The organism is Gottfriedia endophytica, assembly GCF_017814275.1.
Classification (GTDB): Bacteria; Bacillota; Bacilli; order Bacillales; family Bacillaceae_G; genus Gottfriedia; species Gottfriedia endophytica.
Map to the genome: position 1 here is coordinate 232,298 of NZ_JAGIYQ010000003.1, position 26,039 is coordinate 258,336.

Consider the following 26,039-nt stretch of genomic DNA (forward strand, 5'->3'; position numbering starts at 1 on the left):
TATTAGGTAGAAATTTAATTTTATATAGGGATACCTTAGACTACATTAAGCTTTTATCATTCAAAATTTCTCTAATTGGAAAGGTTTTTGCAATCTGATACAATATGTGTAGTTAGGTATAATTGGGGGAAAACAAATGATCAGTATGGATGGACAACATTTTTATGAACATAAAGTTGAAGAAGTTATTATATCGAGTGAAAAAGTAGCACATGTTCAAGTAGGAAATAATTTAGAACATGCATTATTGGTATTAACAAAATCAGGGTACTCAGCGATTCCGGTATTAAATCCTAAATTTCAATTAAAAGGGTTAATAAGTACTTCTATGATTTTAGATCGCATTTTAGGACTTGAACGAATTGAGTTTGAAAAGCTTGATTCAATGAAAGTAGAAGACGTTATGAGTACAGATCATCCCACTTTAAAACCAGATGATACGCTAGCAAAGGGTCTTGAATATGTTGTAGACCACCCATTTGTGTGTGTGGTTGATGATAACCTTACGTTTGAAGGAATCTTAACGAGACGAGCTATTTTAAAACAATTAAAGAAAAGTGTAAGACGATATAATAAATAACAAGGCTGTTTTCGTATACATTGTTGCTAATTTAGCATGCGATAGTTGATTACAACTCCAGGATGCTCGCTTTCCGTGTGGCGTGAGCTAGCCTCCTCGGCAAGCCTGCGGGGTCTCAGCCTTCCCGCTATTCCCACAGGAGTCTCGCACCTTCCGCCCGAATCAACTTCTGTCTTTAAAATTAAAAATCTCGGGTAGCAACAATCTTTGAGAAAAGAGCCATTAACAATAAATGCAAAACAATTTTTGAAAGTTAATTTGAAATCAATCTAAATTCAAATTGCAAAAGAAAAAAGAAAAAAGTAAGTCATACTCGCAAAATGACTTACTTTTTTTAAGGAGTAAACTAATTATGCATATGGATGATTTCCGCTTTATCATTACTCTTGCTGAAGAGAAAAATATGAGAAAAGCCGCTGAAAGATTATTTGTTTCTCAGCCAGCATTAAGCCAAAAGCTTCAAAATCTTGAACGAATTCTTGGAACGGAACTTTTTGTTCGTTCTCAAAAGGGACTAACTATTACAGCATCTGGGGAAATTGTTCTTCAATATGCAAAAGAAATGGAAATGACATACCAACAAATGACTGAAAAATTATTAATTTCAAAAAGCGGTGTTTCAGGTACTTTGAAAATAGCCGTGTCATCTGTTGTCGCACAATATTGGTTGCCACCGTTATTGAAAAAGTTTTTAATCGAGCATCCGAATGTTCAAATTTCATTATTTACCGGTTGGAGTAGTGAAATTATGAATCGTTTGCATGAAAATGAAGTACAGCTTGCCATTGTAAGGGGCAATCAAGATTGGTATGGAAAGAAAGAATTAATTTTTTCTGATGAACTATTACTAGTTGATCCGGTTAAGCACGATCTATCAGAATATAAGCATTTAAATAAACCATTTATCCAGTTTAGAAGTAATTCAAATTATTATCAACTTATTCAATCATGGTGGTATGAAACATTCGGTTCTGCTCCGAAACAAGAAATCGTAGTTGACCAAATTGAAACGTGTAAACAGTTAGTTTTAAATGGAATAGGATTTGCCATATTACCCTCAACGGTTTTACATGACGTTTCGAATGAAGTGTTAAACAGGATTCCTCTGTTTATGAATAAAGAAAAGAGACTTTTAAGAGATACTTATCTTCTATATCATGAAGATGTAAGTAAATTAAAGCAGGTTGAAGGATTTTTGAATATTATAAAAGAAAAATAAATCATGATTTAACGATATTTGAACTTGCGGGATTCATACTATTTTTGATAGAGTAAGACTATTGAAATGAAGGGAGTTTTTATAATGAATTTAATGGATGCAAATGAAATCATTTCTTTTATTGGAAATGCTACTAAGAAAACACCTGTAAAGGTATATGTAAAAGGGCAATTAGACAAGTTACAAATTGCTGATTCAATCCAAGCATTTATTTCACAAAATAGTGGAGTATTATTCGGTGAATGGGATGCAATTAAAGTTATTTTAAATGATCAAAAAGAATACATAGAAGATTTTGTAATTGAATCTGATCGTCGAAATTCTGCTATTCCTATGTTAGATTCAAAAGAAATTAAAGCGCGTATTGAGCCAGGTGCTATTATTCGTGAGCACGTTTCAATTGGTGATAATGCTGTTATCATGATGGGAGCAGTTATTAATATCGGAGCTGTAATTGGTGAAGGTACAATGATCGATATGAATGCTGTTCTTGGTGGAAGAGCAACAACTGGTAAAAATTGTCACGTTGGTGCGGGAGCAGTTTTAGCTGGTGTAATTGAACCACCTTCAGCGCAACCAGTTATCATTGAAGATGACGTTGTAATCGGAGCAAACGCTGTAGTATTAGAAGGTGTTAAAGTTGGAAAAGGAGCAGTTGTTGCTGCTGGAGCAATTGTTACTGAAGACGTACCTCCTTATACAGTTGTAGCTGGAGTACCTGCAAGAGTAATTAAAGAAATCGATGAAAAAACAAAATCAAAAACAGAAATTAAACAAGAGTTAAGAAAACTAAATAATTAATAGATAATATCATCGATTAGAGGCTGTTCCAAACATTTCGTGCCAAGCACTAATGGGACAGCCTTTTTTTGAGGAGGGAACAATATGAATAAATTTATTGAGATTAGAAGAGACCTCCACCAAATTCCTGAGATTGGTTTTCATGAGGTAAAGACTCAAGCGTATTTATTAAATTATATTAATTCTCTTGATTCAGACCGTATTGAAATAAAAACATGGAGAACAGGTGTTTTAGTAAAAGTAAATGGAAAAAACCCAACAAAAACAGTCGGATATCGAACTGATATTGATGGCTTACCTGTTAACGAAGAGACTAATTTGCCTTTCCCTTCTAAACATGATGGAATGATGCATGCATGTGGTCATGATGTCCATATGAGTATTACACTCGGTCTATTAACAAATATTGTTAATGAACCAATTGCAGATAACGTTTTATTTATTTTCCAACCAGCAGAGGAAGGGCCAGGGGGAGCTAAACCATTAATGGTAAGTATGGAGTTCCAAGAATGGAAGCCAGATGTTATTTATGCATTACATATTGCTCCAGAATATAAGGTGGGGACTATTGCTACCAAACCTGGCTTACTATTCGCACATACGTCAGAACTTTTTATTGATTTTTATGGTACGAGTGGACATGCAGCGTTTCCTCATTTAACAAATGATATGATTGTAGCATCAAGTCATTTTATTACTCAAATACAATCCATTATTTCAAGAAATGTGAATCCATTAGATAGTGCGGTTATTACAATAGGAAAAATAAATGGTGGAACAGTTCAAAATGTTATCGCAGATCATGTTCGAATTGAAGGAACAATGCGATCACTTAGTGCAGAATCAATGAATAAATTAAAAGAACGCATTTTAAGCATGATTAATGGATTTCAAGAGAGTTTTCAGTGTAAAATTAAAGTGGACTTTGGCTGTAATTATTATGGAGTTATCAATAATGAAACTATTACGAATGACTTCCTAACTTTTGCTAAAAACTATAATGGGATTGAAGCGATTGAATGTGATGTAGCAATGACAGGTGAAGATTTTGGATTTATGACTAAGGATATTCCAGGAATGATGTTTTGGTTAGGAGTAGATTCTCCATTTGGTCTACACCATCAAAAATTAAATCCAAATGAGCAAGCGATCCCACTTACAATTGAATTTTTAACAAATTTCTTTAAAAACATTAAATGAAAATGATTATCAAATAATAATTATTATAAATTAATATTGACTTTAATTAGTTGATTTAATATAATTTATTTGTAAGCAATATTAATTAATTTACATAACCAATTGGAGGTATTTTTAAATGGCAGAACGTTTAGTAGGAAAACAAGCACCACGTTTTGAAATGGAAGCAGTTTTATCAAATAAACAATTTGGTAAAGTAAGCTTAGAAGAAAACATGAAAAATGACAAATGGACAGTACTTTTCTTCTATCCAATGGACTTCACTTTCGTATGTCCAACTGAAATTATCGCTATTTCAGAGCGTTATGAAGAATTCCAAGATTTAGATGCTGAAGTTATTGGTGTATCTACAGATACAATCCACACTCACTTAGCTTGGATCAACACAGATCGTAAAGAAAATGGTATTGGTCAATTAGCTTACACATTAGCTGCTGATACAAATCATGTAGTTTCTCGTGATTATGGTGTGTTAATTGAAGAAGAAGGTATCGCTTTACGCGGACTATTCATCATCAATCCAGAAGGTGAATTAATGTACCAAGTAGTTCACCATAACAATGTAGGCCGTGAAGTTGACGAAGTTTTACGTGTTCTTCAAGCTTTACAAACTGGTGGACTTTGCCCAGCTAACTGGAAACCAGGTCAAGCTACACTTTAATTCTTAACTAACATTTACTTAATTTAAAGAGGTTGTCTCAATATCAAAGTGAAATCATTGATGAGACAACCTTTTTTTAACGATATACATAGGATAGGAGGAGTTAGTATGAGACTACGTACACCAATGCCAGAATTAAATAGTGCAACTGCTGTTCTAAATAATCCAGTTACGAGAGAAGAATTAATCGGTGAACGCCCAACATTAATTCATTTTTGGTCAGTAAGCTGTCATTTATGTAAAGAGGCAATGCCAAATATTAATGCGTTTAGAGATGAGTATAAAGACCGTTTAAATGTCGTTAGTGTTCATATGCCACGTTCTGAAGACGATTTAGATATTGAAAAGGTAAAAGAAGTAGCTGAAGAACATGGGATCACTCAAACTATTTTAGTTGATAATCAGCATGGTATTACGGATGCGTTTGAAAATAAATATGTACCAGCATATTATGTTTTTGATAAAAACGGTTTGCTTCGACATTTCCAAGCAGGTGATAGTGGAATGGCAATGCTTGAAAAACGTGTAAATCGAGTGTTAGATGAAGCTAGTAAAGCAGAATAAATGTATATTAAATAGACTGTCTGATAAGTGATCTTATAAGGCAGTCTATTTTATTTGCTCTTTTCTATAGGTTCTTTTCTAAAAGCTTTGTTGCTTTTGTTAAAGACAGAAGTTGATTATTACGGAAGGTGCGAGACTCCTATTGGAATAGCGGGAAGGCTGAGACCCCACAGGAGCGTATGCGACGAGGAGGCTCAGCTCACGCCCCATGGAAAGGGAGCAACCTGGAGTTGTAATCAACTAATGAATACTAAAATAGCTACAATGTTTGAGTAAATTTTTATTAAGATTAAAATACAAGATAGAATCAGTTCAAGGTTTTTGGGACATAATTAGGATGTAAGAGATTTATGAGTATGATAGAATGGAAGATAAGTATAGGTAAGGTTGGAGCATTTATATAACCTTTATGAATTAGGGGGATTAAGTTGGCATTACAATCTTTTGCATTATTCATCCTATGGATGTTTTTATATGCGTATATGATTGTTGCTTCTGTTGACTTCGGAGCTGGATTTTATGCGTTTTACGCTTCTACTAATATTGGGGAGCGGAAATTAACAGAATTAATCAATCAACATTTATCTTCAATTTGGGAAATTGCGACCGTGTTTTTCATTTTCTTTTTTGTTGGGATCGTAGGAATTTTTCCGAGAGTTGCGTATTATTATGGTGTCCCTTTACTTGTACCAGGAAGTATTGCAATGATCTTGGTCGCTATAAGAGGCTCGTTTTATACGTTTCATCAATATGGAAGCAAGCGAAGTAAACTATTTATGTTTGTTTATGGAGCGACAAGCTTGCTCATTCCCGTTTCACTTTCTACTGTTTTAACAATATCAGAAGGTGGATTTATCCTTGAAAAAGGGACGGATATTCATTTTCAGCCGTTTAAGTTATTAACCAACGTTTATTCGATATCAGTCATGTTCCTTGCAATCTGTTCTGTTTTATTTATTAGTGCGATTTTCCTTTTATATTATGCTAGAGCAATCAATGATTCTAGCTCTGAGATAAAGTTAAGAAAATATTATTTATTTTGGTCAGTTCCAACAATATTTTCAAGCGTGTTTGTATTCGGAGCAATGAAACTGCATAATAAAGCTCATTTTGAACATATGTATAGCTATTGGTTATTATTTTTATTATCATTTGTTTTTTTTATTTTAGCAACTACTCTTGTCTACCGAAAAAAATACTACGGTTTAGCTTTATCAAGTGTACTTCTTCAATATTTATTTGCGTTTTTTGGTTACGGTTTAAGCCATATGCCATATTTTTTATATCCCTATTTAAGAATAGAAAATAGTTATACAAAAAGTGGTCTAGCAACAGTTTTAGTATTTATTTTTTTTATTGCGGTTGTTGCTTTTGTAACTGTTTTTCTAATTTATTTCTTGAAGAAACCTACTTTGTATCTATCACAAGATAGAGAGAATAAAAATTCAGTCGAAGTTAATAGAGATGATAATAGTGAGAACCAATAAGGAGAGACTTAATAAACACTTCCCAAAATCGATCCTGATTCGATTTTGTAGAGGTGTTTTTTTATGAGAATAAAAAAGCCTGTCCCCGGTAATTTACCGTGAACAGGCTTTTTTATCGTTTATTTGAGTGTCCATTTTATAGGACTTGATTTCAAATTTTAGTAATACTTAGCTAACTTTTGAAAGTTAATATGATTTCATAAATTAAACTTCCATAATGATTGGAAGGATCATTGGTCTACGTTTTGTTTTTTCATATAAGAAAGGTGAAAGTGTGTCTGTAATTTCATTCTTAATTTCTGACCATTGAGATGTTTTACGTTCCATGATTTTATTTAAGTGTGATGAAATTAATGCTTGAGCTTCATTAATTAAATCACCGCTTTCTCGCATATACACAAAGCCACGAGAAATAATATCAGGTCCAGCAGAAATTTTAAATTCTTTCATATCAATGCTTACAACAACGATCACTAATCCTTCTTCAGATAAGATACGACGGTCACGTAATACAATGTTTCCAATATCCCCAATTCCACTTCCATCAATATATACATTACCTGATGGAACTTTTCCAGCAACATTCGCTTCGTCAGAGCGCAATGCTAATACTTCACCATTGTCCATGATAAAGCAGTTTTCTTCAGGGATTCCACAATCCATAGCTAATTTAGCATGCGTTCTTTGCATTCTGTATTCACCGTGAATCGGCATAAAGTACTTTGGTTTAATAAGACGAAGCATTAGCTTTTGCTCTTCTTGACCACCATGTCCACTAGTATGAATATCATTTAGGGAGCCATGGATTACTTCAGCTCCAGCACGGAACAACATATTAATTGTACGGTTTACACTCATTGTGTTTCCTGGAATTGGTGAAGATGAGAAAACAACAGTATCTCCAGGTATAATTTGAATTTGACGATGTGTACCGTTTGCAATTCGAGATAATGCAGCCATTGGCTCACCTTGGCTACCAGTACATAAAATTACGACCTGATTAGCTGGTAATCGATTAATTTGTTGGGCATCAATAAATGTATCTTTTGGACATTTAATGTAACCTAAATCATAACCGATATCCATATTAGCTTCCATACTGCGTCCAAATACAGCGATTTTACGGCCAGTTGAAACAGCAGCTTCAACAACTTGTTGTAAACGATGAATATTTGATGCAAACGTAGCAAAAATAATTCGACCGTCTACTTTTCGGAAAATCTCATGGATTGTATCGCCAACTTTACGTTCTGACATTGTAAAATGTGTAACTTCACTGTTTGTACTATCGGATAGTAAGCATAATACGCCTTCTTTTCCAATTTCAGCCATTTTTGTCAGGTTAGCAGTTTCACCTACTGGTGTAAAATCAAATTTAAAGTCACCAGTGTGAACAATTTGTCCTTGAGGTGTTTTTACTACAATACCGAAACAATCTGGAATACTATGAGTTGTACGATAGAAAGTAACAGATGTTTTTCGGAATTTAACAATATCGTCTTCTTTAATCTCTATTAATTTAGCTTTACGAAGAAGACCATGCTCTTCCAATTTATTTTTAATTAGTGCAAGTGCAAGTTTTCCACCATAAATCGGAATATTAAGTTCCCTTAATAAATATGGAATACCACCAATGTGGTCTTCATGTCCGTGAGTGATAAAAAGGCCTTTAATCTTTTCTTCATTACGTACTAAATAAGAATAGTCAGGAATTACATAATCAATCCCTAATAGCTCATCTTCAGGGAATTTTATCCCGGCATCTATTAATATAATTTCATCTTGGTATTGTACTGCATATGTATTTTTTCCAATTTCCCCTAAGCCACCTAGTGCGAATACGGCAACTTGATCGTTTTTCAAAAATTTCATAGATTAAGCAAGCTCCAACAGTTTAAAGCTTTCACTTTGTTGTTCAAATTCAAGATGAGCACCGGTTAAAGGCTGAACAAATTCAATATTATACTGAAGAGGTTGTAATTTCGCACGAACATCTTTTTCACTATCTGCCTCTACATAAACAGTTTTTGTTTTTTCACGTACAGGTACTTCTTGTTGAAGTTCCTGAAAATACACTTTAAAAATCATTTTAATCTCTCCTTGTCAAATCTCTATCTTCTAAATATTATAAGTGATTTTTATTACATTTTCATTCTTTTTATGACATATTATCTAAATTAGGTTAAATTTAGCGTGTAAATTGATAAAATAGATGAAACAAGCTGCTTTTTTTTGAGCATATTTTTAATTGTTTGTTTGAGTTTCTTTTTCACTCTACGTAACATTAGTTTAACCTCCTTGTAGTGAAAATAAACTTTTAAATCATTATTCACGTTCATTATTACTAGAATGAGTATAGTATTTTACATAATATACTTTTCATACATTTTCTTAGAAGTGTTTTAGAATTAAAAATTACAGCTAGATTGAGGGGAGAAGATTTTAGTTGGGAAAGTTATATGGTGCATTAGCACTTCTTGGATTAATATGGAGTACATCCTTTTTATTTATTAAATTGTTAGTTCATGATTTAGGTCCATTCGGAATCGTTTTTTATCGTTGTTTACTTGGGGCAATTACAATTTTTATCATTATGATGTGTTTAAAAGTAAAAGTAAAAATTAGTAGTAAACGAGAATTATTTATTATTATGATTGCATCATTATTTAATCATGCCTTACCGTGGGTATTAATCTCAATAAGCGAAGAACATATTCAAAGTAACGAAGCTGCCATACTAAATGCCTTTACACCTATGGCGACATTGATCATTGGGTATTTCGTTTTTCAACAAACGATTAAAAGACAGCAGTGGATCGGATTACTAATTGGAATGGTTGGGTTAGGTATTATGATGAAGATAAACGTCTCAATGCTTTTATCCGGTAATATATACTATTCATTATTAATGATTGCGGTAACTCTTAGTTATGGCGTAGGATCTTTGTTAACTAAGAAATATTTACAACATTTAGAAGTGATGGTTATTTCATTTTTAACGCTTGGTTTTTCTAGTATATATGGGTTCATAGGTTGTATGATAAGTGGTCAGTTTAATTTATCTCCTTTTACGAACAGTGATGTATTGGTAAATATTATCGCATTAGGTGCTATGGCTTCTGGGTTGGCATATCTCCTATTTTATTATATGGTTAAAGAGGGGAGTGCAGAGTTTGCAACGATGGTAACATATATCGTTCCTATTTTTGCCTCTATATGGGGATTATTATTCTTAAAAGAACCCATTACTACAAGAATGGTTGTTGGTTTGATATTTGTATTATTGGGAGTATTTGTAACTGCCATGAAGCGGAAGTCAATCGAATCAACTAAAAGAACAACAGCATCCTAGAAGGAGAGTTTTAAATGAGTAAACCAATTGTTTTTTTTGATATTGATGGTACAATCCTTAATCATCAAAAAGAAATTCCAGATAGTACAAAAAAAGCAATCCAAGAGCTTCAAAAAAAAGACGTTCATGTAGCGATTGCCACAGGTCGAGCACCATTTATGTTTAAAGATATTCGTGAAGAATTAAATATAAAAAACTTTATCAGTTTAAATGGACAATATGTCGAATATGAAGGACAAGCAATACACAAAAATCCGTTAGATTCAAAACACCTTTCGGATTTTGTAAAAAAAGCTGAAACTTTAAATCTGCCTCTTATTTTCTTAAATGAGCAAACAATGAAAGCATCTAGTGAAAAACACCCTTATATTACAGAGGCAATGAATTCATTAAAAATGGAGCATCCTGAAGTTGATAGTGAGTTTTATAAAGATCGTGATATATATCAAGCGCTATTGTTTTGTGAGGATGGTAAAGAACACGAGATGATTGGTGGTTTTGATCAATTTTATTATATTCGATGGCATGACCTTTCAATGGATGTTTTACCAACTGGAGGATCGAAGGCTACCGGAATCATTGAATTCGCTAAACATTTAGGAACAAATATTGAAGATGTTTATGCTTTTGGTGATGGTCTGAATGATTTAGAGATGATCCAAGCGGTTGGTACAGGAATCGCAATGGGAAATGCAGTAGAACCATTAAAATCTATTGCAAATCATATAACAACAAGTTGTGAAGAAGATGGTATTTTAAACGGATTAAAATGGGCTGGATTGATCTAAAAATAGTAATTGGTTCCTAGGTAGTTTTCTATTTTTATAAGCTCTAACATTTAAATAATCTATAAAAAAAGAGTTTGTTTCGTAGGTTGAAAACAAACTCTTTTTTTAGGTTACATTATATGGGGAATTCCTTATTTTCATAGGCCATGGTGTAAATTTAATTAACATGAATGTCTCTATTCAAAAAGATTGTTGCTTTTGAGATTTTTAATTTTTAAGACAGAAGTTGATTTCAATGGAAGGTGCGAGACTCCTGTGGGAATAGCGGGAAGGCTGAGACCCCGCAGGAGCGATAGCGACGAGGAGGCTCAACTCACGCCCCAAGGAAAGGGAGCATCCTGGAGTTGTAATCAACTAACGCATTCTAAAATAGCATCAAAGTTTACGAAATAGCTATATAAAAAAGAGTTTGTCTCACACCCGAAACAAACTCTTTTTTATTATTTTTGATTTGGTATAACACTACAGTTTGAAGAACAGCTATTTTTAATACTACATGCAGCGCATTTTCCTTTTTTACTTTTACGAATTGCATTAAATAGGGCAAAGCCTGCATAACCAAAGATGGCTACTCCTAATAGAATATTGACCAACATATTTACAACCTCCTAATATCCAAGTAAGGTTCCGATTCCATAAATTAAAGCACTAAGTATATAGGCAATTACAAAAGAGTAGATCATAGAGAATATCGTCCATTTAGTAGAGCCGCTCTCTTTTTTTATTACTGCAACGGTTGCTAAACATGGGATATATAAAAGAATGAAAACTAAGAAACTATAAGCACTTAATGGAGTGAATGCCCCGCCAATTACATGTGTTAATGAAGCCATATTTGGTGCATGGTAAATAATATTCATTGTTGATACAACTACTTCTTTGGCTAAGAAACCTGTTATTAAAGATGCGCCAGCTTGCCATGTCCCAAAACCAATTGGCTCAAATATAGGAGCAATAAATCCACCGATTTTTGCTAAATAACTATGGTCAAGAGGTACATTAAAACCTCCAGGACCCGTATAAGAAAGGAACCAAATTGCAACAGAACCACCAAAAATAAATGTTCCTGCTTTTTTAACAAATCCTTTTCCTTTATCCCAAGTACTTCTGAATAAAGAAATCCATTGTGGCTTACGATATGGAGGAAGTTCCATAATAAAATAAGACTGCTCTTTTTTAAAAATTGTTTTTGAAAAAATAACTGCTAAAAGAAGTGCAGTTATAATGCCTAATAAGTACAGTGAAAAAACAACGATAGCTTGATTTTCTTTAAAAAATGCTGCAACGAACAAACTATATACACTTAGACGTGCTGAACATGACATCAAAGGTGTAAGTATAATTGTTAAAAGACGCTCACGTGGTTGCTCGATCGTTCTTGCTGCCATGATGCCCGGCACATTACAACCTAAACCAATAATCATTGGAATAAATGCTTTACCATTTAATCCGACCTTTTCCATAAGTACATCCATGACCGTCGCGACCCTTGCCATGTATCCTGAATCTTCGAGTAATGAAATGAAGAAGAATAAAATGAAGATCTGTGGGACAAATACAAGTACACCACCAACACCTGCAATAATACCGTTTAAAATAACTGCTTTTATAAAGTCAGAAGCTCCTATATCTTGTAATAATCTAGTAGCAAAATCTGTAACAGGACCAGAAATGAAGCTATCTAACGTATCAGAAAGTGGAGTCCCAATCCAATCAAAAGTAAACTTAAACATAATAAACATTAGGAATAAGAAAATGGGGATTCCTAATACTTTATGAGTTACAATTTTATCTATTTTTGATGAAAGAGAGATGTTACGAGTGTTTTCTTTTATGACACAATCATCAATTAAGTGTAAAATCGCTTTACGTCTTGACTGATGAGCATATTGTTTAAAAGATTTAGCACTTGAATGTTCTTTTACAAATGTAATAGCTTGATTGATGTGTTTTTCAAATGAAGAAATTGGAACAAGTTCATTAAGGTAGTTTAGAACTGGTTCGTTTTCTTCTAGAATTTGAATTGCATACCATCTAGCATTTCCAGGTAGGTTTTTAGGAAGTATTACCATAATATCTGTAATAATCTGTTCGATTTCGTCATCGAATGTAACAAGTTGTGTATTAGGATTTTTTACTTCATTATTCTTAAGGATAGAAAGTAAGTCTGTAATTCCCTTACCTGTTCTTGCAACTAGGGGAATAATTGGAACTCCTAGCTTGCTTGATAACTTCTCAACATCTATTTTCATTCCACTTCGCAAAGCAACATCAATCATATTTAAGCCAATCATAAATGGTTTTCCATATTCAGCAATTTGTAAAGTTAAATGTAGATTTCTTTCAAGTTGAGAGGCATCAATAATATTAATAACTGAATCAAAGTTTTCATTTAAGAAATAATTAGTTGCCACTTGTTCATCTTTGGTAAGTGGATTTAATGAATAGACACCAGGTAAATCAATCAAATCACCATTTATCTCTTTTAAGGTACCAACTTTTTTTTCAACAGTAACTCCACTCCAGTTACCTACATAATTGTATGTACCTGTTAATGAGTTAAATAATGAAGTTTTCCCTGTATTTGGATTTCCAATAAGACCAATTTCTAATTTATTCATAATTGTTTCACACCTATTTGACAAGCTTCTTTTTGCCTTAAACTAATACATTGACCTGCACACTCAATCATACATGGTCCTTGAAAAGGAAGCTTTTGTAACAGGCAAATTTCTGAACCTTCATCTATACCAAAATCCATTAATCTTTTTTGAATCAATGTATTTGTTGAGGATAAGTCTGTTATTAAAACTTTAGAACCTACTGAGACCTTCGATAGTTGCATAATACTTCCCCCAAATTCCAATTGAAAATAATTATCATTATCTCTATTATATTTTCAATTAATAAAATAGTAAATAAATAATTTGACATAGAAAAGCGGAGGCAACCCGATTATCTCCGAAAGACGTTGGAGCAAAAAAACAAAAGGGAGTTGGTTTTTACTTCCGTTGTTTTTTTGTGAAACGGCCGAGGAGATGGTTGCAGGAGCTAGACAGATAGAAAAGTGTAGAAGACTTGTTTAGCTCAGGCAGGCATTGGAGCAATACCCAAGGGAAGTGCGGATTTTCACTTCAATTGGATATTGTGAAATGACCGAGGAGCTAGTCTTCGAAACTAGACATAGAAAAGCGGAGGCAACCCGATTATCTCCGAAAGACGTTGGAGCAAAAAACAAAAGGGAGTTGGTTTTTACTTCCGTTGTTTATTGTGAAAGGCAAAAAAACAGTATCAATTGCAATAATTTGCAGTTGATACTGTTTTTAACGAGCTCATAGGTTTTTAACGTTCTAAAGGTTTTACTCCATCAGGTACTTTAAATGGATCTTTTTTGTCAATATGATCAAAGAACATAATTCCATTTAGATGGTCAATTTCATGTTGGAAAACAATTGCTGGTAAGCCTTTTAATCTAATTGTAACTTCACCTAAATTTACATCGTTTCCTTTTACAGTAATACGGCTATACCTTGGGACATATCCTGAAACTTCACGATCTACAGAAAGACATCCTTCTCCGTAAGATAAATAAGTTTGTTCAACAGAATGACTTATGATTTTTGGGTTGAGCATGGCATAACTATATAAATTATCTTGGCTATCAGTAACATGTACAGCTATAGCACGTTTTAGCACACCAATTTGTGGAGCAGCTAATCCGATACCTGAGCGTAAGCCAAACTGTTCTGAAATAACAGGATCTTGACTATTCATAACATACTCAAGTAATGATTTTGCTAATTCTATATCCTCTTCGTTTGGTGTTAATGAAATTTCTTTACTTACTTCTTTTAAGCGAGGATCTCCTTCACGGATAATATCCTTCATTGTAATCATATGCATTCACTCCTTTATATCTATGTATGTAGTTTATCAAATGAAAAATCAGATGTCAGTATTATAGGTAATCGTAAGTAAAAATAGACGAGAAAAGGAGTAGGAATACCCACTCCAATAGTTCTTTAGATTACTGTCAGTATTAAATCTGTCAGGTGTTAAATACAAAAAGCAGTTCCAACAATGATTAATAAAATGAATAATACTACAATTAAAGCGAAAGATCCTCCGCCGAAACCGCCGCCGCCATAACCGTAGCCACCATAACCGCAGCCACCAAAACCACCGTATCCGAACATGAAGTGTAACCTCCTAAATTGATTTTCCGCTTAAGCGGTTAATACAATGTATGTTTTAATCATGAGAAGGTGTGGGTTTTTGCTCAACTGATTTTATATTCCAAGTTAAATGTATAAAAAATATTAATTGATGCATGATTAAATTAACAAGGAAAATATAGTTGAGACAATGAATAAACCGAAGGCAGTTTATTTTTTTCTTCTCATTTTTGGAATAAATTTAGTTGGTTGCCAGACAGGGTATAGTCAGCGGAATTTGATAAATTCTAAATTGAAAGAGCTAGCAAAAATAGAAAAATTGTTTGAAAGTGAAAATGAAGCAATTCAAGAATTAGAAATGAAAGAATTGGAAGAATATGAAAGGATAATTTCATTTAAGGAGAAACAAGCTTTTAAAAGAATAAAAACTGCAAAACGTGCAATCGAATTATTAAATGCTAGAAAAGAAAAACTAAAAATTGAAAGCAACCACCTTCACCGTTCTGACTTAGTTATATATGAACTGGTCAATCTAAATATTCGTACAAGAGATAAAGGATTAAAAAAGAAAGTTGATTCATTGATTTTATCGAGGAAAAAGAGAATTAAAATCTATGATGAGTTAAATACCTTATTTCTGCAAGCTATAAAAAACGAAAGGCAACTCTATAAAGAGCTTTCAAAAGAAAAAATAGGAAGTAATAAGGTAAAGAAATATACAAGTAAAACAAACACAATATATAAAAAGGTAATCCATTTAAATAATGAATATAACAAATATACAGATTCAATAAAGTGAAACTTCCATCAGTGGGGGGCTGCATCACCCACTGATGGTTAGCCCGACCAATCGGGCTTTTACGGGCTGTTATCCCTCATCTATCTTATTTGTCTCACTCTCAATCTTAAGGTTGGGGTCTTAGGCCTGTTTATGCGGGATAAATCGAAAGCTGAAAAATATTTATAGTATAACAACTTAGCAGTAGGAAATAAATGTAGATGTAGTATTCACTTTTGTTCATTTACCTAAAAGATAAAATTTAAAAATATTTTTCAATTATATTTTTTTTAAGGAAAAGCGTTGTAGTACAGAGGAAATCACCATTCACCGATTGTTTATTTATTATTTCAATATATTTTTTGTGAGGTAGGTTCTATTGTATAACAGTTTATATTCAGATGAATGGTACAGATTGAAAAAAATCTTATCTGTAAACTACATTTTTATTGTGAAAAAATTAATATCAAAACATTTGACGACTTTCTAAAGGTGAGTTAAACTGTATTTGTATTCAGTGTTGTATCAATGAATTACATATAGTTAACAAGTACAGTTTCTATAGCAGTTGTAAATTTTTCGAAAATATTCACAAATTATTATGTAAAAATAGGCTGTTCTAGAAATAGAATTCTCATTTGATAGTTAAATTCCCATGATGTAGAAGGGTGTGGATTAAGTGGTTGCTACTACAAAGAAAGCAAAAGGAAAGGAAATAACAGAGATGACGAACAAGCAAACTGTTTCTGAATTAATGGATCACATGTTACAAGTTGGTAATAGTGTGGAAACTCTTCAAATCTTAAATGAAGAAGGCGAAATCGTTAACGAAGCTGCAATGCCTGAATTAACTGATGAGCAATTAAAAGAATTAATGACTCGTATGGTTTGGACACGTGTTCTTGATCAACGTTCAATTTCTTTAAACAGACAAGGTCGTTTAGGTTTCTATGCGCCTACAGCTGGTCAAGAAGCTTCTCAATTAGCAAGTCATTTTGCATTAGAGAACGAAGACTTTATCTTACCTGGATACCGTGATGTTCCACAATTAATTTGGCACGGTCTTCCATTATATAAAGCGTTTTTATGGTCTAGAGGACATTTTGTAGGAAGCCAATATCCAGAAGGTTTAAATGCAATGATGCCTCAAATTATCATTGGTGCACAAATTGTTCAAACTGCTGGTGTAGCATTAGGCTTAAAATTAAGAGGCAAAAACGCTGTTGCTCTTACATATACAGGTGACGGTGGAGCTTCACAAGGTGACTTCTACGAAGGAATGAACTTTGCTGGTGCTTACAATGCTCCTGCAATCTTTATTGTACAAAACAACCGTTACGCAATTTCAACTCCAGTATCTAAGCAATCAAAAGCTCGTACAATTGCTCAAAAAGCAGTTGCAGTTGGTATTGCAGGTATTCAAGTTGATGGTATGGATCCACTTGCAGTTTATGCAGCAACTTCTGAAGCTCGTAAACGTGCATTAAACGGAGATGGCCCAACATTAATTGAAACTCTTACTTTCCGTTATGGACCACATACAATGGCTGGTGATGACCCAACTCGTTACCGTACAAAAGAAACTGAAAATGAATGGGAAGCAAAAGATCCTATCGTTCGTTTCCGTAAATTCTTAGAGAAAAAAGGTCTATGGACTGAAGAAGAAGAAACAAAAGTAATTGAAGAAGCAAAAGAAGCAATTAAAGAAGCAATTAAACTTGCTGACCAAACACCAAAACAAAAGGTTACTGACTTAATTGAAAATACTTTTGAAACAAAAACTTTCAATTTAGAAGAGCAAGCTGCAATCTACAATGAAAAGGAGTCGAAGTAAGTCATGGCGCAAATGACAATGATTCAAGCCATCACAGATGCATTACGCGTTGAAATGAAAAACGATCCAAACGTATTAGTATTTGGGGAAGACGTTGGAGTTAACGGTGGTGTATTCCGTGCAACTGAAGGTTTACAAGCAGAATTTGGCGAACAACGTGTATTTGATACACCATTAGCTGAATCTGGAATCGGTGGATTAGCGATTGGACTTGGTTTACAAGGATTCCGTCCAGTACCAGAAATTCAATTCTTCGGATTCTTATTCGAAATTATGGACTCAGTTGCTGGTCAAGCTACTCGTTTACGTCATCGTTCTGGTGGTACTATGAACGCACCAATTACATTCCGTTCACCATTTGGTGGAGGCGTTCATACTCCAGAAATGCACGCAGATAGCTTAGAAGGATTAATGGCTCAAACTCCTGGTTTAAAAGTTGTTATCCCTTCAACACCAAAAGATGCAAAAGGTCTATTAATTGCATCAATCAGAGATAACGATCCAGTTGTTTACTTAGAACATATGAAATTATACCGTTCATTCCGTGAAGAAGTACCTGAAGGAGATTACACAATCGAATTAGGTAAAGCGGATGTAAAACGTGAAGGTAAAGATGTTTCAGTATTTGCTTATGGTGCTATGGTTCATGCATCTTTAAAAGCTGCTGAAGAATTAGAAAAAGAAGGCGTATCAGTAGAAGTAGTAGACTTACGTACTATACATCCTCTTGATATTGACGCAATCGTAAAATCTGTTGAAAAAACAGGTCGTGCAGTTGTTGTTCAAGAAGCACAAAAACAAGCTGGTATTGCTGCTAATATAGTAGCTGAAATTAATGATCGTTGTATCCTTTCTTTAGAAGCACCTGTAGTACGTGTTGCTGCAGCTGATACAGTGTTTCCATTCTCAGAAGCTGAAACTGTTTGGTTACCAAACCATAAAGATGTTGTTGAAGGTATTCAAAAAGTTTTAAACTTCTAATTTTTGGATGAAAAGGTAAATTTGAAAGGTATTTGATGATGTCATCGATACCTTTCTTCCTTTATTAATAGTGATAGAATACACAATATATTGTTCGGAGGTCGAAATAATGGCTAGTCTTTTTGAATTTAGATTACCTGACATCGGTGAAGGTATTCACGAAGGTGAAATTGTAAAATGGTTTATTGAACCAGGTAAAGAAGTAAATGAAGATGATATCATTTGTGAAGTACAAAATGATAAATCTGTTGTAGAAATTCCTTCTCCTGTAAAAGGTAAAGTATTAGAAGTATTAGTAAGTGAAGGAACTGTAGCAGTAGTTGGAGACGTACTTGTACGTTTTGATGCACCTGGTTATGAAAACTTAAGCTTCAAAGGACAACACGCTGAAGAAGCTCCAGCAGCAGAAGAAAAAGTTGAAGTAGTAGCTGAAGCAGCAGCACCTGCGGCAGAATCAGCTTCAAATAAAAATATCATTGCAATGCCATCAGTTCGTAAATATGCACGCGTAAAAGGTGTAGATCTACAAGCTGTAGCTGGCTCAGGTAAAAATGGCCGTATCACAAAAGCTGATGTTGACGCATTCGTATCAGGTGGTGCGGTAGCAGCTCCAGTAGCTACTGAAGCTGTAGCACAAGAAGCTGCTCCAGTTAAAGAAGAAGCTAAAGCAGTAGCAATTCCTGAAGGTCAATACCCAGAAACTCGTGAAAAAATGAGTGGTATTCGTAAAGCAATTGCAAAAGCAATGGTTAACTCTAAACATACAGCTCCTCACGTTACATTAATGGACGAAGTAGATGTAACTAAACTTGTTGCTAGTCGTAAGAAATTCAAAGAAGTTGCAGCTAGCCAAGGTATTAAATTAACTTTCTTACCTTACGTAGTTAAAGCTTTAACTTCAGCTTTAGCTAAATTCCCAGCATTAAATACTTCAATTGATGATGCAACATCAGAAATTATTCATAAACATTACTACAATATTGGTATCGCTGCTGATACTGAAAAAGGTTTATTAGTACCAGTAGTGAAAGATGCTGATCGTAAATCAATCTTCTCAATTTCTGCTGAAATTAATGAATTAGGTGGAAAAGCACGTGAAGGTAAATTATCTGCTGCTGAAATGAAAGGTGCTTCATGTACAATTAGTAACATCGGTTCAGCTGGTGGACAATGGTTTACTCCAGTAATCAACCATCCTGAAGTAGCTATTTTAGGTATTGGCCGTATTGCAGAAAAAGCAATCGTTGTAAATGGTGAAATCGTAGTAGCTCCAGTATTAGCTTTATCATTAAGCTTTGATCACCGTATGATCGATGGTGCAACTGCTCAAAATGCATTAAACCATATTAAACGTTTATTAAATGACCCAGAATTAATGTTAATGGAGGCGTAAGAAATGGTAGTAGGAGATTTTCCAATTGAACTAGATACAGTCGTTATTGGTGCTGGCCCAGGTGGATATGTTGCAGCAATTCGTGCAGCACAACTTGGACAAAAAGTAGCAGTAATTGAAAAAGGCAATTTAGGTGGAGTATGTTTAAATGTTGGATGTATCCCTTCAAAAGCATTAATCTCTGCTGGACATCGTTACGAAACTGCTCTTCATTCTGAAGATATGGGTATTACTGCTGAGAATGTAAAAGTTGACTTTACAAAAGTTCAAGAGTGGAAGAACGGCGTTGTTAAAAAATTAACTGGCGGTGTTGCTGGTTTATTAAAAGGTAATAAAGTAGAAGTTATTAAAGGTGAAGCATACTTTAATGATAAAAATTCTTTACGTGTAATCGGTGAAGATTCTGCTCAAACTTATACTTTTAATAATGCAATCATTGCTACAGGTTCAACTCCAATTGAAATTCCTGGATTTAAATGGAGCAAACGTGTAATCAACTCAACTGGTGCATTAAGCTTACCTGAAGTACCAAAGAAAATTGTTGTTATCGGTGGCGGTTATATCGGTATGGAACTTGGTACTGCATATGCTAACTTCGGAACAGAAGTTACAATTCTTGAAGCAGGCGATGAAATCTTAAATGGCTTTGAGAAAGCAATGAGCACAGTTGTAAAACGTGGCTTACAGAAAAAAGGTAATGTTGAAATCTTTACTAACGCATTCGGTAAAGGTGTTGAAGAAACTGCTGATGGCGTAACAGTTAAATTTGAAGTAAAAGGTGAAATGAAAGAAGTAGCTGCAGATTACGTATTAGTAACTGTTGGTCGTTTCCCAAATTCACGTGACCTTGGTTTAGAAAATATCGGCGTTGAAATTAACGAACGTGGTATTATCACTACTGACAAACAAAGCCGTACTACAGTTTCAAACATTTATGCAATTGGTGATGTTGTTGCGGGTCCTCCATTAGCTCACAAAGCTTCTTATGAAGGAAAAGTAGCTGCTGAAGCAATCAGCGGAGAACCATCACAAATTGAATATTTAGCAATTCCTGCAGTATGTTTCACAGATCCAGAATTAGCAACTGTTGGATACACAAAACAACAAGCTGATGCTGAAGGAATTAAAGTTGATGTAGCGAAATTCCCATACGCTGGTAATGGTCGTGCATTATCTCTAAATAGTACAGAAGGATTTGTTCAATTAATCTCTCGTAAAGAAGACGGAGTATTAATTGGTGCACAGATCGTAGGTGCAAATGCTTCTGATATCATTTCTGAGTTAGGACTTGCAATTGAAGCATGTATGTCAGTTGAAGACATCGCATCAACAATCCATGCTCATCCTACTTTAGGTGAAATTTCAATGGAAGCTGCTGAGCTTTCAATGGGTCACCCAATCCATATGGTGAAATAATAAAAACGTAAGCGACTTGATTACCTCCGAAAGGCGTTGGAGCAAATACCAAATGAAGTGTGGTTTTCACTTCAATTGGTATTTGTGAAACGACCGAGGAGGTAGTCGCTGAAGTTAGATAATAATAAAAACGTAAGCGACTTTAGGCGTACGTTTGGATAAACAAAAACCTCCAAAATTTATTTTGGAGGTTTTTTGCATGCAAATTTTCAAAATAGCATAACGTTTAAAAAGTAATGATTTTATTGATTGTCCTACTACAAATAAATGAATAGATAAGCCAAACTTATTTTATGTAAATGAGGTGGGAAAATGAGGAAACAACTCATTTTATTACTGATTCATCAATTGTTTTGGTTAGGTTTTACAATCATAATGTACTTATCTCAACGTGATCAATTACATTCAAAAATAATCTTGTTCGTTGTTTTCTTTTATCAACTGTACTTGATTGCCAAATACATTGGTAATTCAAAGAAAGTAAGTATATTTATTACAACGGGATATGCAATCTGTTTTTTTACATTTCGATTTTTATTTGATCTCTTTTAGATTAGCGCTTATAAAAATACATAATTCTACTATTAAATAACTCTAGCTTTCCTTCTACTTTTTGAGCAATGTATTTACAAAGTTCATTTGCTTTTCCTTTATCTCCAAATGTTGAATTAGGTAACAACATGATTTGAATTGTCTGTTCGCTTGGGCAAGATAATACAAAATGTTTATAACGAGAATCTTGGCAACTTAAATAAATACAATCTTGCTCATCTAACTTTTTAATCGAAATTTGATAAGGAAAAGATGCCGCTTCATATTTCCAATCTACTTGAATACCAATTTTATTTGAGGCATTAATATATTCTTTTAATAGCTCTTGAACTAATTCTAAATTCACTTCAGTGTGTTTTGAATTTTCGACTAATGAAATACTTGCTTGTTGAATCATGGAATATCCCCCTAAAAATCTGTTATCTTATTCATTTTATCATTATTTTAAATTTTTAAACAAGGCTACAGTTCTATCTTTATCAAAATGAACATAATTATAAGTTTACGATAGGAGGGATTGTTATGTCATTTTTTGAAAAGTTGTATGATGAACATGAAAATGCGAAAGTAAGGTTTATAGGATTTATTGCAAACGATGTAAGATACGATATAGGGATTGTCTATTCTAATATGTTTTTTGGTAAACCTTTAGTTATTTGTATGCAATCTAATCAATGTATCTTATTAGACAGACAGGATGTACTATACCCGAATCAGTTAAAATATTTATGTAAATTAAAAAGTGATGAAGAAGCTATGAAACTAGCTGATTATTTATCCGACTTATTGCCACACCCAAGTATTGAAGAGAGCTATGATTAAAAAGCTTTGAATGTTTTGTAGTTTGAAATGTAATTTATATTAAAAATCCAAAGATGAATGGAACTTATATTTTTGTGGTTTTTAGAAATTTTGTTGTTATAAATCTTTTTTTAAACACAAAGGCTGTTTTCGTATACATTGTTACTATTTTAGAATGCGTTAGTTGATTACAACTCCAGGATGCTCCCTTTCCTTGGGGCGTGAGCTGAGCCTCCTCGGCAAGCCTGCGGGGTCTCAGCCTTCCCGCTAATCCCACAGGAGTCTCGCACCTTCCGTTGTAATCAACTTCTGTCATTAAAATTAAAAATTCCAAAAGCAACAATGTTTTAGAGAAGAGCCAAAATAAAAAACACTTATCATATAAATAATAATGCTGTTTTCGTATACATTTTTGCTATTTTAGAATGCGTTAGTTGATTACAAGACTACAGGATACTCCCTTTCCATGGGGCGTGAGCTGAGCCTCCTCAGCAAGCCTGTGGGGTCTCAGCCTTCCCGCTAATCCCACAGGAGTCTCACGTTCCAATCAACTTTTTTTAAAAAAAAGTACTATGGAAAAACCACCTATTTATTAAATATATAAACAAAAAAACTCGGCGAATTTGCCGAGTTTTAAGCTATTTGAGATTGATCTCCTATGCGGGCAGTGATAATGTTTGATCCGATTTCTTTAACTTGGATAGGGATAAGTTTTGAGTCATTGGTTAAGTATTTTGACATTTCATTTGGATCGACGTGGGTATTGTAATCTGTCAAATAAGCAGAAATCATTGCAAAAGGATATCGATGCATATTTAAATAGTAAACAATTTCAAGAGGGGTACGAACACCAATTCCATGACCATAGAATAAATTGTTTCCCATAGAAACTGTGTTTTCACCTTGCCATTCAGGAGTGAATGGACTGACATCTGGATTCTTGAAATAAACAACATCACCTGGAACTGGATTTTTAATGGAAGCTGTTCGTATAACTAAATCTGTATCATAGTTCCATGTATATAGTAATAGCCCATTAAACAATTCATCAAATGTTTTTGGACCATATAGATCTAATAGAGCTTTATAAAAAATGATGATGATTGCAGTAGCACATTCAGTAGCATAAAACTGACCATTTCGAAAAATATCTAATAAACCAAGAGAGGGAGGGATTCCAGGACGGATTTTAAATCCTCCTAAAGGTGTTCGAATCCAAAACATGGGATTACAATATGATTTTCTAAATACTTGAAATTGCATATTGCTTTTCAATAAGTCTTCTGATGCTTTTATGATCAGTAAACGTAAGGTTAAGTCGAATGATAAATCTTTTTTTGTGTCATAAATATATGAATAATTACTTGATTGTAATTTATTTAGTATTTCTCTTAGGATAGCATTACTATTATGTTCAGGTTTGCTTAATGTAGCCTTTACCATATTATTTCCAATAACTATCACAATTTCACACCCTATCTAATGAGCTTTTAATGAATATGCTCAATTAAATATATGCCAACTTTTATTATTGTATGTAAGCAGTTTAAAATGGTGATTAGATTTACCTTTATGCAATTAGTATTGATATTTCTTTTAGATAGTTAAATGAGAATCTAGGGCACTCCTGCGGATATGTGGGCTGCCAACATCCATTGGAGAGGAAGGGGTGAAGAAGAGACTTGGTATTTCGTCCACAGTGAGTGAGAGTACCAACAATGTTGTTTAAAAGAGCGATAGGATAAAAGGCTATTGAGTTATTTCACTCAATAGCCTGATTAGTAAAAATTTAGTTTTGTTTCTTAATTTGAAGAACATTCAAAAGACAAAACTTTATATGAAATTTTATTCCTTGATCACTTTAAATGATAGGATATCTTCATCCTCAGGACCTTGTACTGGTAGACCAGCTTCAAGATTCTTTTTAATGTATACAAGGTTTTCTAATGTAATGCGCTCTCCAGGCATAAAGATTGGAATACCAGGAGGATAAACCATAACGAATTCTGCGATAACACGTCCTACAGATTCATCAAATGGTACAACTTCTGTTTGTGAATAAAATGCGTCTCTTGGTGAAATAGCAAGCTCTGGGATTGTCGGCATTGATACGATATCAATCGTATTTTGTTCATTTGGTGGAAATTTCTTACTTAATTCAGTAAGAGCCTCAATTAGAATGTTTACTTCGTTATCAGTATCCCCAATTGTTAAGATGCAAAGGATGTTATATAAATCTGACATTTCAACTTCGATATTATAGTTTTTTCTTAACCATACTTCTACATCATGACCTGTAATACCTAATTTTTTTACGTTTACAAGTATTTTGGTAGGATCAAAGTTAAATGTTGCATCAGTACCAATCTTTTCACTACCAGGACAATATAATCCATTAATTTCATTAATGTGTCTCCGAGCATAATTTGCTAACTTAATTGTTTCAGATAGTAATTGTTTTCCTTCTGTCGCCAAACGTTTTCTTGCAACGTCAAGTGAAGCAAGTAATATGTAAGATGTTGAAGTTGTAGTCAGCATACTAAGAATAGCTTGAACGTGCTGGATATTTACGATCCCTTCTCTTACATTTAAAATTGAGCTTTGAGTTAGTGAGCCTCCAAGCTTATGAACACTAGTTGCAGCCATATCAGCACCGACCTGCATCGCAGAAAGTGGTAACTCATCATGGAAATGGATATGAACTCCATGTGCTTCATCTACTAATACTGCCATGTTATTTTCGTGTGCGATTTCAACAATTTTCTTTAAGTCTGCTACAAATCCAAAATAAGTTGGATTGATGACTAAGATTGCTTTTGCATCAGGATGTTCGCTAATTGCCTTTTTAACAGCGCTTGTCGTGATTCCATGTGCGATACCAAGTTCAACATCCATTTCAGGGTGTACAAAAATTGGAGTCGCACCTGATAGGATAATTGCTGATAACACTGATTTATGAACATTTCGAGGGATTATAATTTTATCTCCAGGTCCACAAACACTCATGACCATCGTCATAATTGCACCACTAGTACCTTGAACCGAAAAAAATGTATGATCAGCGCCAAACGCTTTAGCAGCAAGGTCTTGTGCTTTTTTAATAGCTGCCTTTGGTTGGTGAAGATCATCTAACGGTGCAATATTTATTAAATCAATTGATAATGCGTTTTCTCCAATGAAGTCTCTGAATTCAGGATCCATACCTTGTCCTTTTTTATGGCCAGGAATGTGAAACTGAATTGGATTTTTTTTGCTATGTTCTAATAATGAAGAAAATAATGGTGTTTCATTTTGTTTCAACACATACACCCCATCTACTAAAAATTGATGTTTTTCGTGAAGTGATATGTTTGTAAGCAATATTAGGCATGCTTACGCTCATTCTTTACCAGTAAACTGTTTTATCTTCCTATGAAAAACAAAAAAATTATACCACTCTATTAAATCGATGTATAGA

The 26,039-nt window shown here is 33.8% G+C and carries 26 protein-coding genes; 16 read left to right on the plus strand and 10 right to left on the minus strand.

The genetic code is table 11. From position 1 onward, the window contains the following. Positions 1–136 precede the first annotated feature (136 nt). From cbpB to J5Y03_RS06000, 7 genes are all read left to right on the plus strand, one after another. Positions 137–580 carry a cyclic-di-AMP-binding protein CbpB gene (gene cbpB, locus J5Y03_RS05970; RefSeq protein ID WP_209403554.1) on the plus strand — a complete coding sequence of 148 codons (444 nt, stop codon included), beginning with the start codon at positions 137–139 and terminating at the stop codon, positions 578–580. A gap of 352 nt (positions 581–932) precedes the next feature. Further along, entirely contained in the window at positions 933–1,799 is an 867-nt protein-coding gene (locus tag J5Y03_RS05975; protein WP_209403556.1) for a LysR family transcriptional regulator, read from the plus strand. 84 nt (positions 1,800–1,883) lie between these two features. Continuing rightward, on the plus strand, positions 1,884–2,600 hold the full coding sequence (dapD, locus tag J5Y03_RS05980) for a 2,3,4,5-tetrahydropyridine-2,6-dicarboxylate N-acetyltransferase (protein WP_209403558.1): 717 nt from the start codon (positions 1,884–1,886) through the stop codon (positions 2,598–2,600). Positions 2,601–2,684: 84 nt separating this feature from the next. Next, positions 2,685–3,800: an N-acetyldiaminopimelate deacetylase gene (locus J5Y03_RS05985; protein WP_209403560.1), complete on the plus strand. Its 1,116-nt coding sequence runs from the start codon at positions 2,685–2,687 to the stop codon at positions 3,798–3,800. Positions 3,801–3,918: 118 nt separating this feature from the next. Next, positions 3,919–4,461, plus strand: a complete 543-nt coding sequence (locus tag J5Y03_RS05990) for a peroxiredoxin (RefSeq protein ID WP_209403562.1) — start codon at positions 3,919–3,921, stop codon at positions 4,459–4,461. A gap of 108 nt (positions 4,462–4,569) precedes the next feature. Then, complete coding sequence (locus J5Y03_RS05995) at positions 4,570–5,025, plus strand: TlpA family protein disulfide reductase (RefSeq protein ID WP_209403564.1); 456 nt, start codon at positions 4,570–4,572, stop codon at positions 5,023–5,025. A gap of 428 nt (positions 5,026–5,453) precedes the next feature. After that, positions 5,454–6,512 (plus strand): cytochrome d ubiquinol oxidase subunit II, encoded by a 1,059-nt coding sequence (locus J5Y03_RS06000; RefSeq protein ID WP_245208779.1) that lies wholly within the window; start codon positions 5,454–5,456, stop codon positions 6,510–6,512. A gap of 204 nt (positions 6,513–6,716) precedes the next feature. Here the strand turns inward: J5Y03_RS06000 and rnjA are convergent, their stop codons facing one another. Together rnjA and J5Y03_RS06010 are read right to left on the minus strand one after the other, a co-directional pair. Beyond that, positions 6,717–8,384 carry a ribonuclease J1 gene (gene rnjA / locus J5Y03_RS06005; RefSeq protein ID WP_209403566.1) on the minus strand — a complete coding sequence of 556 codons (1,668 nt, stop codon included), beginning with the start codon at positions 8,382–8,384 and terminating at the stop codon, positions 6,717–6,719. 3 nt (positions 8,385–8,387) lie between these two features. After that, complete coding sequence (locus tag J5Y03_RS06010) at positions 8,388–8,600, minus strand: DNA-dependent RNA polymerase subunit epsilon (protein ID WP_209403568.1); 213 nt, start codon at positions 8,598–8,600, stop codon at positions 8,388–8,390. 358 nt (positions 8,601–8,958) lie between these two features. On the opposite strand from J5Y03_RS06010, the gene J5Y03_RS06015 reads away from it, so the two are divergent. Together J5Y03_RS06015 and J5Y03_RS06020 are read left to right on the plus strand one after the other, a co-directional pair. Further along, positions 8,959–9,864 (plus strand): DMT family transporter, encoded by a 906-nt coding sequence (locus tag J5Y03_RS06015; RefSeq protein ID WP_209403570.1) that lies wholly within the window; start codon positions 8,959–8,961, stop codon positions 9,862–9,864. Between the two features lie 14 nt (positions 9,865–9,878). Further along, entirely contained in the window at positions 9,879–10,652 is a 774-nt protein-coding gene (locus J5Y03_RS06020; RefSeq protein ID WP_209403572.1) for a Cof-type HAD-IIB family hydrolase, read from the plus strand. A gap of 440 nt (positions 10,653–11,092) precedes the next feature. On the opposite strand, the gene J5Y03_RS06025 is transcribed toward J5Y03_RS06020, so the two are convergent. The 5 genes from J5Y03_RS06025 to J5Y03_RS06045 all read right to left on the minus strand — a co-directional run bounded on the left by J5Y03_RS06025 (position 11,093) and on the right by J5Y03_RS06045 (position 14,848). Then, positions 11,093–11,248 (minus strand): FeoB-associated Cys-rich membrane protein, encoded by a 156-nt coding sequence (locus J5Y03_RS06025; protein ID WP_209403574.1) that lies wholly within the window; start codon positions 11,246–11,248, stop codon positions 11,093–11,095. A gap of 12 nt (positions 11,249–11,260) precedes the next feature. Next, entirely contained in the window at positions 11,261–13,273 is a 2,013-nt protein-coding gene (gene feoB, locus J5Y03_RS06030) for a ferrous iron transport protein B (RefSeq protein WP_209403576.1), read from the minus strand. Beyond that, positions 13,270–13,497 carry a FeoA family protein gene (locus tag J5Y03_RS06035; RefSeq protein ID WP_209403578.1) on the minus strand — a complete coding sequence of 76 codons (228 nt, stop codon included), beginning with the start codon at positions 13,495–13,497 and terminating at the stop codon, positions 13,270–13,272. Before J5Y03_RS06035 ends, feoB begins: the two co-directional genes overlap by 4 nt. A gap of 497 nt (positions 13,498–13,994) precedes the next feature. Then, positions 13,995–14,549: a peptide deformylase gene (gene def / locus J5Y03_RS06040; RefSeq protein ID WP_209403580.1), complete on the minus strand. Its 555-nt coding sequence runs from the start codon at positions 14,547–14,549 to the stop codon at positions 13,995–13,997. A 158-nt stretch (positions 14,550–14,707) separates the two neighbouring features. Then, entirely contained in the window at positions 14,708–14,848 is a 141-nt protein-coding gene (locus tag J5Y03_RS06045) for a YjcZ family sporulation protein (protein ID WP_209403582.1), read from the minus strand. Positions 14,849–15,017: 169 nt separating this feature from the next. Between J5Y03_RS06045 and J5Y03_RS06050 the strand changes: the two genes are divergently transcribed. From J5Y03_RS06050 to J5Y03_RS06075, 6 genes are all read left to right on the plus strand, one after another. Next, positions 15,018–15,626, plus strand: coding sequence for a YkyA family protein (locus J5Y03_RS06050; RefSeq protein WP_209403584.1), 609 nt, complete (start codon positions 15,018–15,020; stop codon positions 15,624–15,626). 733 nt (positions 15,627–16,359) lie between these two features. Beyond that, entirely contained in the window at positions 16,360–17,439 is a 1,080-nt protein-coding gene (pdhA, locus tag J5Y03_RS06055) for a pyruvate dehydrogenase (acetyl-transferring) E1 component subunit alpha (protein ID WP_245208794.1), read from the plus strand. Between the two features lie 3 nt (positions 17,440–17,442). Then, positions 17,443–18,420 carry an alpha-ketoacid dehydrogenase subunit beta gene (locus J5Y03_RS06060; protein WP_209403586.1) on the plus strand — a complete coding sequence of 326 codons (978 nt, stop codon included), beginning with the start codon at positions 17,443–17,445 and terminating at the stop codon, positions 18,418–18,420. Between the two features lie 109 nt (positions 18,421–18,529). After that, entirely contained in the window at positions 18,530–19,813 is a 1,284-nt protein-coding gene (locus J5Y03_RS06065) for a dihydrolipoamide acetyltransferase family protein (protein WP_209403588.1), read from the plus strand. A gap of 3 nt (positions 19,814–19,816) precedes the next feature. After that, positions 19,817–21,229 (plus strand): dihydrolipoyl dehydrogenase, encoded by a 1,413-nt coding sequence (lpdA, locus tag J5Y03_RS06070; protein ID WP_209403590.1) that lies wholly within the window; start codon positions 19,817–19,819, stop codon positions 21,227–21,229. Between the two features lie 312 nt (positions 21,230–21,541). After that, positions 21,542–21,781: a hypothetical protein gene (locus tag J5Y03_RS06075; protein ID WP_209403593.1), complete on the plus strand. Its 240-nt coding sequence runs from the start codon at positions 21,542–21,544 to the stop codon at positions 21,779–21,781. 1 nt (position 21,782) lies between these two features. Here the strand turns inward: J5Y03_RS06075 and J5Y03_RS06080 are convergent, their stop codons facing one another. Beyond that, positions 21,783–22,178: a DUF1885 family protein gene (locus tag J5Y03_RS06080; protein WP_209403595.1), complete on the minus strand. Its 396-nt coding sequence runs from the start codon at positions 22,176–22,178 to the stop codon at positions 21,783–21,785. Between the two features lie 125 nt (positions 22,179–22,303). Between J5Y03_RS06080 and J5Y03_RS06085 the strand changes: the two genes are divergently transcribed. Further along, positions 22,304–22,603 (plus strand): DUF3055 domain-containing protein, encoded by a 300-nt coding sequence (locus J5Y03_RS06085; RefSeq protein ID WP_209403597.1) that lies wholly within the window; start codon positions 22,304–22,306, stop codon positions 22,601–22,603. 612 nt (positions 22,604–23,215) lie between these two features. Here J5Y03_RS06085 and J5Y03_RS06090 read toward each other — a convergent pair. Together J5Y03_RS06090 and J5Y03_RS06095 are read right to left on the minus strand one after the other, a co-directional pair. Then, a complete protein-coding gene (locus J5Y03_RS06090; protein ID WP_209403599.1) occupies positions 23,216–24,046 on the minus strand; it encodes a protein-glutamine gamma-glutamyltransferase in 831 nt (276 codons plus the stop codon). Between the two features lie 381 nt (positions 24,047–24,427). Further along, positions 24,428–25,882, minus strand: coding sequence for an aminotransferase class I/II-fold pyridoxal phosphate-dependent enzyme (locus tag J5Y03_RS06095; RefSeq protein ID WP_245208780.1), 1,455 nt, complete (start codon positions 25,880–25,882; stop codon positions 24,428–24,430). Positions 25,883–26,039: the final 157 nt, after the last annotated feature.

Bases quoted from the DNA above. Each gene is read 5' to 3' on its own strand.
- J5Y03_RS06080 (WP_209403595.1), bottom strand. From the start codon at position 22,178: ATGATTCAACAAGCAAGTATTTCATTAGTCGAAAATTCAAAACACACT.
- J5Y03_RS06050 (WP_209403584.1), top strand. From the start codon at position 15,018: ATGAATAAACCGAAGGCAGTTTATTTTTTTCTTCTCATTTTTGGAATA.
- J5Y03_RS06035 (WP_209403578.1), bottom strand. From the start codon at position 13,497: ATGCAACTATCGAAGGTCTCAGTAGGTTCTAAAGTTTTAATAACAGAC.
- pdhA (WP_245208794.1), top strand. From the start codon at position 16,360: ATGGATCACATGTTACAAGTTGGTAATAGTGTGGAAACTCTTCAAATC.
- lpdA (WP_209403590.1), top strand. From the start codon at position 19,817: ATGGTAGTAGGAGATTTTCCAATTGAACTAGATACAGTCGTTATTGGT.
- feoB (WP_209403576.1), bottom strand. From the start codon at position 13,273: ATGAATAAATTAGAAATTGGTCTTATTGGAAATCCAAATACAGGGAAA.
- J5Y03_RS06060 (WP_209403586.1), top strand. From the start codon at position 17,443: ATGGCGCAAATGACAATGATTCAAGCCATCACAGATGCATTACGCGTT.
- J5Y03_RS05990 (WP_209403562.1), top strand. From the start codon at position 3,919: ATGGCAGAACGTTTAGTAGGAAAACAAGCACCACGTTTTGAAATGGAA.
- def (WP_209403580.1), bottom strand. From the start codon at position 14,549: ATGATTACAATGAAGGATATTATCCGTGAAGGAGATCCTCGCTTAAAA.
- J5Y03_RS05975 (WP_209403556.1), top strand. From the start codon at position 933: ATGCATATGGATGATTTCCGCTTTATCATTACTCTTGCTGAAGAGAAA.
- J5Y03_RS06025 (WP_209403574.1), bottom strand. From the start codon at position 11,248: ATGTTGGTCAATATTCTATTAGGAGTAGCCATCTTTGGTTATGCAGGC.
- dapD (WP_209403558.1), top strand. From the start codon at position 1,884: ATGAATTTAATGGATGCAAATGAAATCATTTCTTTTATTGGAAATGCT.
- J5Y03_RS05995 (WP_209403564.1), top strand. From the start codon at position 4,570: ATGAGACTACGTACACCAATGCCAGAATTAAATAGTGCAACTGCTGTT.
- J5Y03_RS06085 (WP_209403597.1), top strand. From the start codon at position 22,304: ATGTCATTTTTTGAAAAGTTGTATGATGAACATGAAAATGCGAAAGTA.
- J5Y03_RS06045 (WP_209403582.1), bottom strand. From the start codon at position 14,848: ATGTTCGGATACGGTGGTTTTGGTGGCTGCGGTTATGGTGGCTACGGT.
- rnjA (WP_209403566.1), bottom strand. From the start codon at position 8,384: ATGAAATTTTTGAAAAACGATCAAGTTGCCGTATTCGCACTAGGTGGC.
- J5Y03_RS06010 (WP_209403568.1), bottom strand. From the start codon at position 8,600: ATGATTTTTAAAGTGTATTTTCAGGAACTTCAACAAGAAGTACCTGTA.
- cbpB (WP_209403554.1), top strand. From the start codon at position 137: ATGATCAGTATGGATGGACAACATTTTTATGAACATAAAGTTGAAGAA.
- J5Y03_RS06065 (WP_209403588.1), top strand. From the start codon at position 18,530: ATGGCTAGTCTTTTTGAATTTAGATTACCTGACATCGGTGAAGGTATT.
- J5Y03_RS06020 (WP_209403572.1), top strand. From the start codon at position 9,879: ATGAGTAAACCAATTGTTTTTTTTGATATTGATGGTACAATCCTTAAT.
- J5Y03_RS05985 (WP_209403560.1), top strand. From the start codon at position 2,685: ATGAATAAATTTATTGAGATTAGAAGAGACCTCCACCAAATTCCTGAG.
- J5Y03_RS06075 (WP_209403593.1), top strand. From the start codon at position 21,542: ATGAGGAAACAACTCATTTTATTACTGATTCATCAATTGTTTTGGTTA.